The following is a 16,114-nucleotide window of genomic DNA, read 5'->3' as shown; positions in this document are numbered from 1 at the left end:
GGGCCCGGTCCGGTTCCGGTCCGACACCCCCGACCATCCCCAGGAGGAACCCCCGTTGTCACAGCCGAACAAGAGCGCCGGACCGGACCGCTCCGGCGCATCCGACCCGTCCCGGTCCGGTTTCGCGGAAGCCTTCTCCAAGGGCGCGCGCACACCGAAGCGCGGCCTGGCACCCGGGCGCCGGGTGTGGAAGACGGCGCTCGGTCTGCCCGTCCTGGCCGGGGTCGGCGTGGGCGCGGTGGCGCTCGCCACCCTCGGCGTCTCCCAGGTGCGCTTCGGCGACGGCCAGGAGCAGGCCGTCGCCGCCAAGCAGCCGCAGCAGACGAAGACCGGCAACCCGCTGCCGTCGGCCAAGCCCGGCAAGGCACCCGGCGCGACACCGGACGACAAGAAGCCCGACCCGGCCGCGCCGGGGGCGGAGAAGACCCCGGCCGGCACTCCCACCCCCAAGAAGACCCCGAAGTCCGAGCCCAAGAAGCCCGACCCGCCGAAGGTCAAGGGCGCCAACGCCAAGGTCACGTACGAGGGCATCGCGGGCCCCGGCTGCCCGACGCCCCCGCGCGGCGGCTACCACCAGGCCGGCGTCCACGGCGAGGTCGGCGTGGGCTGGTACGGGCTCAGCGGCGGCAGCACCCGCGACGGCGGCTGCAGCGGCCAGTTCACGTCCGTACCGATGTCCGGCGACCCGAACAAGGACACCGACAACAACATCATGTGGTGGTGGGAGCCGGGCCCGGAGTCCCGTAGCTGCCAGGTGCAGATCTACGTCCCCTGGGGCCCCAGCGAGCGTGACGTCCAGGGCAGCCCGACCCACTACCAGGTGCTCACCGACCCCTTCAACGCGGGCACCAAGGTCGGGGACTTCGCCATCGACCAGGTCGCCCACCGGGGCAGCTGGCAGACGGTCGGCACCTTCCCGGTCCGCCAGAACAAGATCGGCGTCAAGCTGATGGACCGCGGCGACAACCACTCGCCGGGCCGGGACCGCGCCCACCACGGGGCCGGGGCCGCGAAGGTGGTCTGCCACGGCTGAGGCGGGGTGAGACCGGCCTTCGGGCAGGGGGCCGCCGCCGTGCTGCCGGGGGACCGTTGCGAGCTGCCAGGTGCCAGCAGGGCCGCCGGGTGCGGCTACGTGTCGCACTCCAGCTCCGTACGGCACAGCCCGCAGCGGGCCCGCAGCCGGCCGCGCACCGGGACGCGGATGCGCTGGTGGCACGTCGGGCAGGGGAAGGACACGCGCAGCGGCGCACTTCCCTCGAAGGCGTAGCCGCCGGCCGGTGTGCGGCTGTCGGGCCGGCCGGCGCGCCGCGGGTCCTGGGCCGCGCGCCGGGCTCCGGCGTAGCGGCGGCGGCCCGCCCAGCCGGCCGCGGCCAGCGGCGGCTGCTGCGCGTCGCGGCGGGCCAGCGCCATGCCCGCCTTGTAGGCGTCGTACGCCTGCGGGCTGGTGAACCACGGCGCCGGGTCCTCGCCGAAGAGCAGCGCGCGCTTGGCGAGGACGTAACCGAACTCCTCCGGCGTCAGGTAGCCCAGCTTCTGCGAGAACGGCCCGTGCTCGCGGTACGCGTCCAGCAGCAGCCAGCCCGCCCCCAGGTAGGTGGTAGCGGTGTCGGTGAGGATCTCATTGGCGCGGGTGCCGGGGAAGGACAGGTCGAGGCGGTGCAGATAGACGTGCATCACCTCGTGGGCGAGGGCGGCGCCGATGTCCCGGCGGTGTGTCTTGAAGCGGCTGTTCAGCTCGACGAAGTACTCGGGGCCCGCGGTCAGTTCGACGTTGGCCGCGAGGGTCATGTCGCGGAAGGCGACGATCACCCGCGCGTCGGGCAGCCGCAGGTGCTGCACCATGGCGCGGGCCACCCGCTGCGCGCCCGCGTACAGCTCTTCGCCGTCGTCGAAGGCGACTTCGGCGGGCGGCACGCTCGTGTCGAAGGTGCGCACTGTGTCGTACGACAGGCGCTTGTAGAGCGCGGTGACGGCCGCGCGCACCGTGTCCAGGTGCGGATAGCCGTGCTCGATGTCACCGCCGGAACTGCCCGGACTTCCCGTCGCCGCCACACGGCCACTGTACGTCTCGCCGGGAACGTCCGGTATGGGCGGCAGGCGACATGGGTAGAACAGGAGTTGGTCAGATGTACACCCTTGCCACTGTGATCGCCGAGTCCACATAATCCAAGGGCGCTTTGCGGGCTCATCCCCCACTGGGTCCGGACGCCTTGCGGCGTGCTGCCGACTTTCGCGCACGTTCTACGGCGGTCCTTTCCGGTTCTCGCGTTGGCATGGGCCTGACATCGGCGTGCAACCCCCCACGAAAGGAAGCCCGTTGCGAAGCCAGCTGAAGAACCTGAAGAGAGCCACCGCCACCGCGGCCGTCGCCCTCGCGGCCGTCAGCCTCCAGCCCGCCGCCGCCAACGCCGCGCCCACCCCCACACCGCAGCCCGACGGCATCCACACCAAGATCGTCGGCGGCACCAAGGCGAGCCAGGGCGAATTCCCGTTCATGGTCCGGCTGTCGATGGGCTGCGGCGGCGCCCTCTACGCCAAGGACGTCGTGCTCACCGCCGCCCACTGCGTCGACGGCAGCGGCCCCAACACCTCCATCACGGCCACCGCGGGCGTCGTCGACCTGGAGGACTCCAAGGCCGTCAGCGTCAAGTCCACCGAGGTCCTCCAGGCCCCCGGCTACAACGGCAAGGGCAAGGACTGGGCGCTCATCAAGCTCGCCAAGCCCATCGACCTGCCGACCCTGAAGATCGCCACCGATGACAAGCTCACCACCGGCGAGTTCGACATAGCCGGCTGGGGCGCCGACAAGGAGGGCGGCCAGCAGCAGCGCTACCTCCTCAAGGCCAAGGTCCCCTTCGTCGACGACGCCACCTGCAAGAAGGCGTACGGCGACCAGCTCACCCCCGGCGAGGAGATCTGCGCCGGGAAGCTGGACACCGGCGGCACCGACACCTGCCAGGGCGACTCCGGCGGCCCGATGTTCCGCAAGGACGAGGCCGGCCAGTGGCTCCAGGTCGGCATCGTCAGCTGGGGCGAGGGCTGCGCCCGCCCCGGCAAGCCCGGCGTCTACACCGAGGTGAGCACCTTCGCCGCGGACATCAAGAAGGCGGCTGAGGGGCTGGCGGGCTGAGGTCCGGGTGACTGGCCGTGCGGCTGTGCGGTCGTGCGGCCGTGCGGTCGTCCGGCGGGTTGAGGCCCGACGGATGGTGGTCTGGCGGACTGAGGTTCGGTCGGCTGACCGTGCGGCTGTGCGGCTGTGCGGCTGTGCGGCTGTGCGGCCGTGCGGCGGGCTGGGGTTCGGCGGTCCGGCGGTGTGGCCGTCTGGCGGGCTGAGGTTCGGTCGGTTGGGAGGCCGGAGGGCTGACGGTCCGGCCGGCCGACGGTTCGGCCGACTGACGGCCCGGCCGGCCGAGGGGCCGGCGGGCTGGGGGATCGGCCGGCTGAGGGCCGCCACCATGCAGCGCGGAGGCCGCGTCCCGGTGCCGGACGGCAACGGGGCGCGGTCGCGCTTTTCGGCGCCGGGGCCAACGGGTTCTGGCGTGGGTCTGCCGGACCTGCCGGACCTGCCGGGCCTAGCCGGACCTGGCCGGGTGTACTGGGGCCTACTGGGGCCCGGCTGAGTTGTACCGGGTACTACTGGGCCCACTGGGTACTACTGGCCCACCGTGTCCTACCGGAGAGGTACCCCGCTCGTCCTTTCGGCCGGGGTGCGGGCGCCGACGCTTGGCCGGAAGGCCGATACCCGCAGGCGCGCCTCCTTCCTAGCGTGGGCCGGGTGACCACCGAGCCCCGCCTCCGCCGCACGCCACAGCCTCCGGGTCACGGTCCCGCCCACCCTGGCGACCACCGGACGACGGCGATCGCCGTCCTGCTGCTGGCCGCCTCCGCCGCAGCCGTCACCTGGCTGCTGCTCGGCAGCGGCGGCCACGAACTTCAGACCGTTCCCACGACGGCCTCCACCCTTGCCGGAACCGACCGCACCGACCGGACTGACTGGACCGACCGGACTGACTGGACCGATCGGGTCGTCCGGTTCGACCGGCTCAACCGGACCGCCCAGTCCGGCAGCGCCGCCCGCCCCGGCGGCGACTGTCCCGTACGAGCACCCAGGCCGTCCCGCGACGGCCCGGAGCCGCACTGTGCCGCTCGGGCTCCCGGCCCCCGCGCTTGCGAGCACGCCGGACGCCCGGGCCCGCACCCACCGGCCTGCTGCCGAATCCCGCATCCGCCCGTCTGCTGCCGGCCTCCGCACCACGACGGTCACTGCGCCCCACACGCCGCCCGCCGGTGACCGGGCCGGGCCCGCCCCAGCGGTTGCGGGGCGCGATCACCGCAGGTCAGATGGAACGCAGCGGAGGGACCCGGGCCGCTGCCGGGCACCGGGAACGGGACGCGGCGCACGACGTACGGCGCACGGACAGCGCGAGGAGCACAGGAGCACAGCAACACAGGGGCACAGGAGCACAGGGACACATGGCGATCAGCGTGGTCATCGCGGACGACCAGGAGATGGTCCGGACGGGCTTCCGGATGATCCTGGAGAGCCAGCCGGACATCGAGGTCCTCGCCGACGTCGTGGACGGCGCGGCGGCCCTGTCCGCGGTGGAGCGGCTGCGCCCCGACGTCCTGCTGCTCGACATCCGGATGCCCGAGGCCGACGGCCTGGAGGTCACCCGTCGGCTCGCCGAGCGCGCCGCCGCCCACCCCGAGTACGGGCACAAGCCGCGCATCGTCATCGTCACCACCTTCGACCTCGACGCGTATGTGCACGCCGCGCTGCAAGGCGGTGCCTCCGGCTTCCTGCTCAAGGACGCCAGCCCCGCCATGCTCGTGGAGGCCGTACGCGCCGCCGCGGCCGGTGACGCGCTGATCTCGCCCGCGATCACCGTACGGCTGCTGCGCGAACTGGCCCCCGCCACGGCCGCCGGCACCACCCGTACCCTCACCGAGCCGCTGACCGAACGCGAACAGGACGTCGTACGCGCCCTCGCCCGCGGCCGGACCAACGCCGAGATCGCCGCCGAACTCTATGTCTCGCTGTCCACCGTCAAGACTCACCTCGCCAACGTCCAGGCCAAACTGGATGCCCGCAACCGCGTCGAGATCGCCGCCTGGGCCTGGAAGAGCGGGCTCGCCGCGGGCGGCACCGGCGGCGGGCCGGCCGTACCGTGAGCCCGCTGACCGGCTGGGCCCGTGCCCACCCGCGTAAGGCCACCGCCGGCAAGGCCGCCCTCGCCGCGGTCCTGCTCTTCCTCATCGGCTTCGAGAGCGTCGCGCTGGCCCGGCAGCCCACCCGCCCGCACGCCACGGTCGTCGCCGCCGCTGTCGTCGTCTGCCTGTGTGCCGTACCCAACGCGCGCGTGCCACTGCGCGTCCGTGCCTGGACCGCCGCGAGTGTCTCCCTCGCCGCCTCGGTGGTCCTGATCGCCGGACAGCACGCTCTCGCGGTGTGGGGACTCGGCGAAGGCATCGCCCTGCTGGTCCTGCTCACCGGCGTGGTGCACCGCGCCCCCGGCCGCACCGCCGCGATCCTCGGTCCCCTGCTGGGCCTGGCCTGCGTCCTCGCCCCGATGCGCGACATCCGGCTGGGCCTGTGGACCGTCGTCTACGGCGTACTGACCGTCGTCGTCAGCGCCTATTCGCTGATCCTGCGCTGGCAGGACGCCCAGCGGATGCGTGACCTGGCCGCCGTACGGACCGCCGAACGCCTGGAACTCGCTCGCGAACTGCACGACGTCGTCGCCCACCATGTCACCGGCATCGTCGTCCAGGCCCGCGCCGCTCGCTTCACCGCACTCGACGGGCCAGGGGCGGACGCCGCCTTCGAACGGATCGAGACCTCCGGCGGCGAGGCGCTGAGCGCGATGCGCCGCCTGGTCCACGTCCTGCGGGAGAGCGCTGTCCGCGGCCGGCCGCTCGCCGGACTGGCCGACGTGCACACCCTCACCGAGGCATACGCCCGCACCGGCCCGCCCGTCGCCCTGCACATCGAGAAGGGCCTCGACGGGACGGTTCCCGCCGAAGTCGCCACCGCCGTCTACCGCATCGTCCGCGAAGCCCTCACCAACATCCGCAAGCACGCCGCGGACGCCACCGTCGTCCGCATCAATCTCCGTACCGTCCCGTCCGGCCTGGAACTGCGCGTCGCCGACGACGGGGGACACCCCGTCCGCCTCTCCGAACAGGCCAGCGGCGGCGGCTTCGGCCTGGCCGGACTCACCGAGCGCGCCGAGGCGATGGGCGGCCGGCTGACCGCAGGCCCCGCACCGGAGGGCGGCTGGGAGGTACGGGCCGTGCTGCCGCTGGGGGAGGGGGAGGCAAAGGTAGGGGAAGAGGACGGGGGGTACGGGAAGGAGCCCCCCGGCTGCCCCGGCTGACCCGGCTGACCCGGCTGCCCCGGCTGCCCCGGCTGCCCCGGCTGCCCCGGCTGGCCCCGCTGGTCCGGTGAACCCGGTGGCCCCAGTGGCCCGTACGAGTCGTACGAGCCGTACAAGACCTCCTCGGCACCGATTCGTTAGTCCAACACCTCCCGCCCCTTTGTCCATGGGCGCGCCCGCCGCGCACCCAGCACCCTGTCCCGCGACGGACAGAGCCGGTGCGAAGGACGGAGAGCGCTTGTGAACGGACCGACAGGAGCGGAACAACCGGCCGGAGCGCAGCCAACGGGCGCGGGGCGACCGGCGGGCGGGGAGCCGATGGACGCGGGGCAGGCGGCAGGCGCGGGTGCCGCGACCGCCGGGGGAGGACCGGCGTTCGTACCAACCCCGCCCGACGCCGACACCCCGCCCCGTGCCGACACCCCGCCCGGTGCCGCCACCTCGCCCGGCCTCGGAATCCCGCCCGGCCCTGCCACCTCGCCCGGCCTCGGAATCCCGCCCGGCCCTGCCACCCCGTCCGGCGCCGAAGCCCCGCCCGACGCCGCCACCCCGCCCGGCCCCGGAACCCCGCCCGGCCCCGGAACCCCGCCCGGCCCCGGAACCCCGACCGACGCCGAGCTCGGCCCCACCCGCAGGAAGCTCGTCGTCGGTACCGCGCTCGCCGGAATCGCCGCCACCCTCCCGCTCGGCGGCACCAGCGCGTACGCCGCAAGCACCGGCACCGGCACCGCACCGTACCCGCGGCCCCGGGCCGGTGAGGCGGTGCTGCGGTCCGGCGCCCTGGAGGTCCGCGTCGACACCGGCTTCCCCCGCGTCCTCTCTTACACCGACCGGGGCACCGGAGCCGTCCTGCACGGCCAGCCCGACCCGGTCACCCGGCTCCTCATCGACGGCACCGTCCGCACGCCCCGGGTCACCTCCCGCCCGGCCGCCGACCGCATCACCTACACCCTCGCCTTCGACGGCGGCACCGAGATCGACGCCGAGATCACCGTCGGCGGATGGCACGTCGACTGGCGCGTCACCAGAATCGCCGACACCCCGGCCCTCCGCGTGGGAACCCTCCAGATCCCCGGGCTCGCCCTGCTGAGCGTCCGCAGCGACCAGCCCGGCGCCGCCCTCCTGGCCGCCCGGATCGACCTGGACAAGGCCAAGAGCGGTGACACCCTCGTCCGGATCACGCCCGTCACCCCGGTGGACGCCGCCCCTACCGGATGCGCGTACGCGGTGGCCGCCACCGGCGAACTGGCCGCCGCCGTCGAGACCAACACCGTGTACGACACGCCCAGCGGCGCCACCACCTGGGAGAACGGGCGACTGTGGCGGCAGACCACCGCGAGCGGCGGCCACCGCTACGCGCGCCTCGGTTGCGGCCAGTGGACCCACCGCGCGGCCACCGCGCCCCTGGACGACACCGAACCCCTGCCGTACGCCACCGTCGTCCTCACCCGCGACCGCAACGGCGACGGCACCGCCGACTGGCAGGACGCGGCCATCGCGCTGCGCGACATCATGTTCGACCCGCTCGGCGCCGACGACCAGCACCTGCGCGTCGTCGCCCACATCCCCTTCAACTTCGCCAGCCAGGCCACCAACCCCTTCCTGGCCACCCTCGACAACGTCAAGCGGATCGCGCTCGCCACCGACGGGCTGCGGCAGTTCACGCTCCTGAAGGGCTACCAGTCCGAAGGCCACGACTCCGCCCACCCCGACTACGGCGGCAACCACAACACCCGCGCCGGGGGCCTCGCCGACCTCAACACCCTGCTGCGTGCCGGAAAGGTCTGGCACAGCGACTTCGCCGTGCATGTCAACGCCACCGAGTCCTACCCCGTCGCGCACGCCTTCTCCGAGACCCTGGTCGACAAGAACGACGCCCAGTGGGACTGGCTCGACCAGTCCTACCGCATCGACGCCCGCCGCGACCTGGTCTCCGGCGACATCGTCCGCCGCTTCCGGCAGCTCCGCGAGGAGACCGACCCCGCCCTGAACACCCTCTACATCGACGTCTTCCGCGAATCCGGCTGGAACTCCGACCGCCTCCAGCGCCACCTGCGCGCCCAGGGCTGGCAGGTGACCACCGAATGGGGCCACGGCCTGGAGCGCTCCGCCCTGTGGTCGCACTGGGCCAACGAGACCGACTACGGCGGCGACACCTCCCGCGGCATCAACTCCCGGCTCATCCGCTTCGTCCGCAACCACCAGAAGGACGTGTTCGCGGACAAGTGGCCCACGCTGCTGGGCGGTGCCCGGATGGGGAACTTCGAGGGCTGGGTCGGCAAGACCGACTGGCACGCCTTCTACACCGTCATCTGGGTGGACGCGCTGCCCGCCAAGTACCTCCAGGCGTACCCGATCCGCACCTGGCGCGATCATGAGATCACCTTCGAGGGGCCGACCGGCACCACCGTCACCGACACCGGCGGCACCCGCCGCATCACCACCGACGGACGCCTGGTGTACGACGGCGGCACCTACCTGCTGCCCTGGGAACCCCGCCGCGCCACCGACCCCGAGAAGCTCTACCACTACAACCCCGGTGGCGGCGCGACCACCTGGACGCTGCCCCGCGGCTGGTCCGGCACCCGGAGCGTGTACGCCTACCGGCTCACCGACCAGGGCCGGAGTCGGCCGGAGCGGCTGACCGTACGCGGCGGCAAGGTCACCGTCACCGCCGCGGCCGGCCGGCCGTACGTCCTCTACCGCCGCCCCGCACCGGCCCAGGGCGGCCGCGGCTGGGGCCAGGGGAGCGGCGGACACGGCCGGCACGGGGCCGGGCGGACCGGACCCGGCTGGGGCGAGGGCACGCCGCTCGCCGACCCCGGCTTCCACTCCGGCACTCTCGACGCCTGGCAGGTCAGCGGGCCCGCCACCGTCGAGCCGAGCGCCCTCGGCGACTACGAACTGGTCGTCGGCGCGGGCGGCGCGGCAGCCGTCAGCCAGCGGCTCGCCCGCCTCGCGCCCGGCACCTACACGGCATCCGTGCAGGTGGAGGTCGGCGCGCGGCCGGGGGAGCGGCGCCGGGCCACGCTGGAGGTGCGCACCGGCGACGGCGTCACGGCCGCCAACTGGACGGAGACCTCCACTGCCGGGAACTTCGTCGCCGCCGACCGCAAGCACGGCACTCGCTTCCAACGGATGTTCACCCCCTTCACCGTCCCCGAGGGCGGCGGTCCCGCCACCCTCACCCTCCGCACCGCGGCGGGCACTCCGCGTATTCGATTCGACGACGTGCGGGTGGTCGCCGCGGTTCCCGCCCGCCGGCCGGGCACCGTCGCGTACGAGGACTTCGAGCACGTACCGCAGGGCTGGGGCCCCTTCGTCAAGGGCGACGCGGGCCAGGTCACCGACCCGCGCACGCACATCGCGCAGCGGCACGCGCCCTTCACCCAGCGCGGCTGGAACGGCAAGAGCGTCGACGACGTCATCGACGGCGGCCAGTCCCTGAAGTCCCGCGGCGAGAACACGGGACTGGTCTACCGGACCGTGCCGCACACCGTGCGTTTCCTCCCCGGACGCCGCTACCGGGTCAGTTTCCGCTACGAGAACGAGAAGGCCGGCCAGTACGCCTGGATCACGGCCGTCGACGACCCCGGAGCCCGCGAACTGAGCCGCACCCCGCTGCCCGTCGCCACGCGGCCCACCTCGCACGCCTACGAGTTCACCGCCCCGGAGAGCGGCGAGGCGTGGGTGGGACTGCGCAAGACGGGCGGCGACGGAAAGGCGGAATTCGTCCTGGACGCCTTCGAGGTACGGGAAGCCTGACACGTCAGGCACCGGCGACCGGCCGGCCCGGCAACGGAAGACCGACGCGTCAGGGCACCAGGCGGGGCGCCTCTGCCCGCTCCCCCTCAAGGGCGGGGGCGCCCTCCAGCTCCAGCAGGAGCAGCTCGTTGGCGCCCGGACGCAGCACCGAGCCGGGGACGAACAAGGTCCGCTGCGGACCGGCCGCCCAGTAGCGGCCCAGGCAGAACCCGTTCACCCAGGCGAAACCGCGCGTCCATCCGGACAGTTCGAGGGCGGCGTCGCCGGGGGAGGGCACGGACAGCGTGGCCCGGTGGAGGCCCGGCTGCCCGGAACCGAAGGGGCGGTCGCCGTATACCCTGAACGGCACCCGCCGCACCGCCGCCGCGTCCTCCAGCGCGTCCAGCCGCAGCCCCCGCGCCCGTACCCCGTGCAGGTACTGCCGCTCGTGCAGCACCCCGCCCCTGATGCCCTTCGGCTCCCCGAGCCGCGGACCGTAGTTGACGCGCCCCAGCGACTCCACCCACAGCTCCACAGTGGCGGGCCCGGACACCGCCGCACCGATCTCCGCGTCCTCCTCGCACAGGGTCGGCCCGCGCGCCCCGTCCACGTACGTCACCGCCAGATCGCGCAGCCCCGCCACCCGCAGCGGAAGCGGCCCGCGCGGCCCGGGAACCTCGAAGCGGTACCGCACCACACCACGGTCCACGTCCAGCTCCTCGAATGTCGGCGGCACACCCGACGCCACCTCGGGACCACCGAGGACCTCCAGCACGTCCGTGAGCGGCGCCCACCCGCCGGACTCGGCCCGTACGGGCGCGGCGAGGACCGGCGGCGGTACGGGGACCTCCGGCAGCGGGCCCGGCGCATACGCGGCCAGGACCTCGCGGAACCGGCGGAACTTCTCCGTAGGGTGCCCGCGTTCATCGATCGGCGCGTCGTAGTCGTACGACGTGACGGTGGGCTGCAACACCCCGTCGTGCAGCTCGCCGGAACGATTCGCCCCCGCCCAGCCCCCGAAGTTCGTACCGCCGTGCGCCATGTAGACGTTGACCGACGCACCGCACTCCAGGATCTCCCGCAGCGCGTCCGCCGCGTCCCCCGAAGAGCGCGCCACCGAAGCGTCACCCCAGTGGGAGAACCAGCCGCACCAGAACTCCATGCACATCAACGGGCCGCCCGGCTGATGACGGCGCAGCGCCGCGAAAGCCTCCCGCGCCCCCGAACCGAAGTTGGCCGTCGCCAGGACACCGGGCACCGAACCGCCGGTGAGCATGTGGTCCTCCGGGCCGTCCGAGGTGAACAGCGGCACGCTCACCCCCAGACCGCGCAGCAGATCCACCATGTGCGCCAGGTACTCCCGGTCGCTGCCGTACGACCCGTACTCGTTCTCCGCCTGCACCATCACGACCGGACCGCCCCGGTCGTACTGGCGCGCCACCACCTGCGGCAGCAGTCGCCCGAACCACGCGTCCACCGCCCGCAGGAACTCCGCGTCACGGGTCCGCACCCGCCGCCCCAGCGGGCCGGTCAGCCAATGCGGCAGCCCGCCGTTCTCCCACTCCGCGCAGATGTACGGACCGGGCCTGACCAGCGCGAGCAGCCCCGCCGCCCGCGCCGCGTCCAGGAAGCGGCCCAGCGCCTCAGGATCGCGGTGGACGCCCGGCCGCGGCTCGTGCAGGTTCCAGGGCACGTACGTCTCGACGCAGTTCAGCCCCATGGCGCGCAGCATCGCCAACCGGTGCCCCCACTGCGCCTCGTGCACCCGGAAGTAGTGCAGGGCCCCCGACAGCAGCCGCATCGGCCGCCCGTCCCGCTCGAAATTCCGCTCGCCCACCACGAACTCGCCCATACCGCCCACCCTGTCCCGTTCCGCCGTCCCGGCCCGCCCGGTGCTCGGCCCGTCCGCCGTCCCGGTCACCCTCACCTCTGGCGGCACGGGAATCCATGGACAAAGATCGGCAGTGATTGGACGGAACTCGGACGGAACTCGGGCGGCACAGGGGCAAGACCGGCCAGTAAGCGCAAGCAACCGGCCGACCGCACACGGACGCGGACACGGCCGCGCCACGGACGGACTCGGCGCGGCGCGCCACCCCGTACGAACACGCCCCCGTACGCGGAGACGGGAGGACGCCCGCATGTACCACACCTGGATGCGGTACTTCACACCGCGCCCGGTCCACCACCGGCTCGGCCTGGTCTGCCTCGGCGTCGGCCTTCAGCACGGCACCCTGCCACCCGTCGGCCCACGCGTCCTCGACCACCACGTCGCCGTCGTCGTCCACGCCGGCCGCGGCTGGTTCACCACCCCCGACGGCACCCGGGCCCTTGTCACGGCCCCCGCCCTCCTGTGGCTCCTCCCCGGCGTCCCCCACCACTACGGCGCCGACCCGCACACCGGCTGGGACGAAAGCTTCGTCGACTTCACCGGCCCCGCCACCACCACCTACACCGAACTCGGCTACATCGAACCCGACCGCTCCCTCGTACCGCTCGCCGACACCGCCGCCGCCCGCACCGCCATCGGCCGCATCACCCGCGCCGCCCGCCGCGGCAACCCGCTCCTGGAAGTCGAGACCGCCGCCGCCGTCCACGAACTCCTCGTCGCCCTGCGGCGCGCCCGCGCCGACACCGACGCGGACGGCGACCCCGTACTCCAGGCCCTCGCCCGCGACGCGTTCCTGCCCCTGTCCGTCGCCGAACACGCCGCCCGCCACGGCATGACCCCCGCCGCGCTGCGCACCGCCGTACGCCGCGGCGCCGGATGCAGCCCCAAGGACTACCTCCTGGCCATCCGCCTCGGCCACGCCAAAGAACTCCTCGCCGCCACCGAACTCCCCGTCGCCGCCGTCGCCCGCCGCGTCGGCTACACCGACCCGGCCTACTTCAGCCGCCTGTTCACCCGCCGCGTCGGCACCGCACCCGTCCACTTCCGCGCCCGCCAGGGGCACCACGTCCCCGGCGGCTGGTCCACCCGCGTACCCGACCCCGACGACCCGCCGCGGATCGGCTGAGACGGCCACGGCCCAGGGCACGCCGCCACGCACGCGGGGCACGCCCGGGGCACGCGCGGAGCACCGAGGGGCCCGGCCGGACCGGGAAAATCACGGGTCGAGTGCGCGGTGTCAGTGCCGTACGGCAGCATGAGCACATGCCCGCACTGACGCGCGACGAGGCGCAGACCCGAGCCCGACTCCTCGACGTCCACCGCTACGTGATCGACCTCGACCTCACCCACGGCCCCGAGCACTTCGTGTCCCGCACGGCCGTCCGCTTCAGTGCGCGCACCCCGGGCGACACCTTCATCGACATCGCACCGCACGAGCTGCGCTCCGCCACCCTCGACGGCCGCCCCCTCGACCCGGCGACCCTCGACGGCAACCGCCTGCCGCTCACCGGCCTCACCGAAGGCGACCACGAACTCCGCCTCGAAGCGACCATGCCCTACTCCCGCACCGGCGAGGGCATGCACCGCTTCACCGACCCCGCCGACGGCGAGACCTACGTCTACACCCAGTTGTTCCTGGACAACGCCCAGCGCGTCTTCGCCGCCTTCGACCAGCCCGACCTGAAGGCCGTCTTCGACCTGAGCGTCACCGCACCCGGCGGCTGGACCGTACTGGGCAACAGCACCGCCACCCGCCAGGCCGGCGAGGCGAACCACGTCGTCCTCGCCCCCACCCCGCCCATCAGCACCTACCTCGTCGCCGTCGCGGCCGGCCCCTGGCACACCGTCCGCACCGAACACGCCGGACTGCCCTTCGGCATCCACTGCCGCAGCTCCCTGGCCCCCCACCTGACCACGGACGCCGAAGAGATCTTCGACATCACCCGCCGCTGCTACGACCGCTACCACACCCTCTTCGACGAGCCCTACCCCTTCGACTCCTACGACCAGGCCTTCGTCCCCGAGTTCAACGCCGGCGCCATGGAGAACCCCGGCCTGGTCACCTTCCGGGAGGAGTTCGTCTTCCGCTCCGCCGTCACCCACACCGAGCGCCAGACCCGCGGCCTGGTCATCGCCCACGAGATGGCCCACATGTGGTTCGGCGACCTGGTCACCCTCCGGTGGTGGGACGACATCTGGCTCAACGAGTCCTTCGCCGAGTACATGAGCTACCAGGTGCTGTCCGAAGCCACCGGCTACACCGACACCTGGACCGACTTCGGCATCGCCCGCAAGGGCTGGGGCTCCGACGCCGACCAGCGCCCCTCCACCCACCCCGTCGCCCCCGCGGACGTGCCCGACACCGACTCCGCCCTCCTCAACTTCGACGGCATCTCCTACGCCAAGGGCGCCTCCGCCCTGCGCCAGCTCGTCGCCTGGATGGGCGAGAAGGACTTCCTCGCCGGCGTCAACGACCACATCACCCGACACCGCTTCGGCAACGCCACCCTCGCCGACTTCGTCGACTCCCTCGCCCAGGCCACCGACCGGGACGTACACGCCTGGGCCGAGAACTGGCTGCGCACCACCGGCATCGACACCCTCACCCCCGTCGTCGGCACCGCACCCGGCGGCGGCTGGACACTCCGCGTCGACCGGGACGGCAGCCGCCCCCACCACCTCACCGCGGGCCTCTACGACCGCGACCCCACCGACCCCACCCGCCTCGTCGCCCGCGACCACCTCACCTGGGACATCCCCGCAGCGACACCCCAGGACCCCGGAACCGCCACGGCCGCCGACGCGCCGGGCACCTCCGCGGCTCCCGGTGCGTCCGGCGCCACACGGGCCGCCGGCACCAACTCCACCGGCGCGCGGGACGGCGCCCCGCAGCGCCTCCACACCGCCCCCGGCCCCCGCCCCGCCCTGGTCCTCCTCAACGACGGCGACCTCACCTACACCAAGGTCCGCCTCGACCCCACCTCCTGGGACACCGTCCGTACCGCCCTCTCCGGCCTGCCCGACGCCCTCACCCGCGCCGTCGCCTGGAACGCCGCCCGCGACATGGTCCGCGACGGCGAACTGCACCCCACCGCCTACCTCGACACCGCCCGCGCCCACCTCCCCTACGAGACCGACATCGCCATCGTCTCCGGCGCCCTCGCCTTCGCCCGCGCCCAGATCGCCGACCGCTACCTCCCCGCCGCCGACCGGCCCGCCGCACTGAACACCCTCAGCACCATCGCCCGCGACATCCTGCGCCGCACCGAAGGCTCCGAGAACGGCGACGGCCAAGGACTGCGCCTGGCCGCCGTCCGCACCTTCATCGACAGCGCCACCACCCCCGACGGCATACAGGACTGGCTCTCCGGCGGCAGCGTCCCCGGTGGCCCCGCCCTCGACCCGGAACTGCGCTGGCGCATCCTCGGCCGGCTCGCCGTCCTCGGCGCCACCACCCCCGCCGCCATCGAGGACGAACTGGCCCGCGACCCCAGCGCCACCGGCCGGCAGGGCGCCGCCACCTGCCACGCCGCCCTGCCGGACCCGGCCGCCAAACAAGCCGCCTGGGACGCCCTGTTCGCCACCGACGAGCACACCGACCTGTCCAACTACCTCTTCAACGCCACCGCCGTCGGCTTCTGGGCCCCCGAACAGCTCGATCTCGTACGCCCCTACGTCACCCGTTACTTCCCCGCAGCCGTGGCCCTCGCCGCCCGCCGCGGTCCCGCCCTCGCCGACTCCGCCGGCCGCTACGCCTTCCCCACACCGCTGGTCGACACGGCCACTCTCCAACTGGGCGAGGAGTGCCTGCGCACCGCCGACCCGTCCCCGGCCCTGCGCCGCAAGCTCATCGACCAACTCGACGATCTGAGGAGGGCGCTGCGGGTACGGGGGGAGTGACGGCGCGGCGCGCGGTGGCGGCGGGCCGACGGGCTCGGCGAGCTTCGGCAGGCTCGACGGATTCGACGGGTCCGGCGGATTCGGAAGGCGCGGCGAGACGCGCGGTCCGGCGGCCTCGTCAGGCCCGGTAGGTCCGGCGGGGCCGCCGGGGGAGTGACGGCCGCCGAGCCCGCCGGGACGCGAGCATCGCCGGGGCGGCGCC

The 16,114-nt window shown here is 73.7% G+C and carries 9 protein-coding genes; 7 read left to right on the top strand and 2 right to left on the bottom strand.

Annotated features, from left to right (window positions below):
- Positions 1 to 55: 55 nt before the first annotated feature.
- Positions 56 to 1,033: a hypothetical protein gene (locus AB0A97_RS01135; RefSeq protein ID WP_361142720.1), complete on the top strand. Its 978-nt coding sequence runs from the start codon at positions 56 to 58 to the stop codon at positions 1,031 to 1,033.
- Between the two features lie 95 nt (positions 1,034 to 1,128).
- Here the strand turns inward: AB0A97_RS01135 and AB0A97_RS01130 are convergent, their stop codons facing one another.
- A complete protein-coding gene (locus AB0A97_RS01130) occupies positions 1,129 to 2,052 on the bottom strand; it encodes a hypothetical protein (protein ID WP_361142717.1) in 924 nt (307 codons plus the stop codon).
- A 265-nt stretch (positions 2,053 to 2,317) separates the two neighbouring features.
- Here AB0A97_RS01130 and AB0A97_RS01125 point away from each other — a divergent pair, with 265 nt between their 5' ends.
- From AB0A97_RS01125 to AB0A97_RS01110, 4 genes are all read left to right on the top strand, one after another.
- Entirely contained in the window at positions 2,318 to 3,130 is an 813-nt protein-coding gene (locus AB0A97_RS01125) for a serine protease (RefSeq protein ID WP_361142714.1), read from the top strand.
- 1,343 nt (positions 3,131 to 4,473) lie between these two features.
- Positions 4,474 to 5,172 (top strand): response regulator transcription factor, encoded by a 699-nt coding sequence (locus AB0A97_RS01120; protein WP_361142711.1) that lies wholly within the window; start codon positions 4,474 to 4,476, stop codon positions 5,170 to 5,172.
- Between the two features lie 5 nt (positions 5,173 to 5,177).
- Positions 5,178 to 6,377, top strand: a complete 1,200-nt coding sequence (locus AB0A97_RS01115; protein WP_361145119.1) for a histidine kinase — start codon at positions 5,178 to 5,180, stop codon at positions 6,375 to 6,377.
- A gap of 318 nt (positions 6,378 to 6,695) precedes the next feature.
- Positions 6,696 to 10,142, top strand: coding sequence for an endo-alpha-N-acetylgalactosaminidase family protein (locus AB0A97_RS01110; protein ID WP_361142708.1), 3,447 nt, complete (start codon positions 6,696 to 6,698; stop codon positions 10,140 to 10,142).
- Between the two features lie 49 nt (positions 10,143 to 10,191).
- Here the strand turns inward: AB0A97_RS01110 and AB0A97_RS01105 are convergent, their stop codons facing one another.
- Positions 10,192 to 11,973, bottom strand: coding sequence for a beta-galactosidase (locus AB0A97_RS01105; protein ID WP_361142705.1), 1,782 nt, complete (start codon positions 11,971 to 11,973; stop codon positions 10,192 to 10,194).
- Between the two features lie 289 nt (positions 11,974 to 12,262).
- On the opposite strand from AB0A97_RS01105, the gene AB0A97_RS01100 reads away from it, so the two are divergent.
- Positions 12,263 to 13,138 (top strand): AraC family transcriptional regulator, encoded by an 876-nt coding sequence (locus AB0A97_RS01100; RefSeq protein WP_361142702.1) that lies wholly within the window; start codon positions 12,263 to 12,265, stop codon positions 13,136 to 13,138.
- Between the two features lie 137 nt (positions 13,139 to 13,275).
- Complete coding sequence (pepN, locus tag AB0A97_RS01095) at positions 13,276 to 15,912, top strand: aminopeptidase N (RefSeq protein ID WP_361142699.1); 2,637 nt, start codon at positions 13,276 to 13,278, stop codon at positions 15,910 to 15,912.
- Positions 15,913 to 16,114 lie beyond the last annotated feature (202 nt).

This window comes from Streptomyces sp. NPDC045470, assembly GCF_040646595.1.
Lineage (GTDB): Bacteria > Actinomycetota > Actinomycetes > Streptomycetales > Streptomycetaceae > Streptomyces.
The sequence above is the reverse complement of the archived record's forward strand: the minus strand, read 5'-3'. Positions and strand labels throughout refer to the sequence as shown.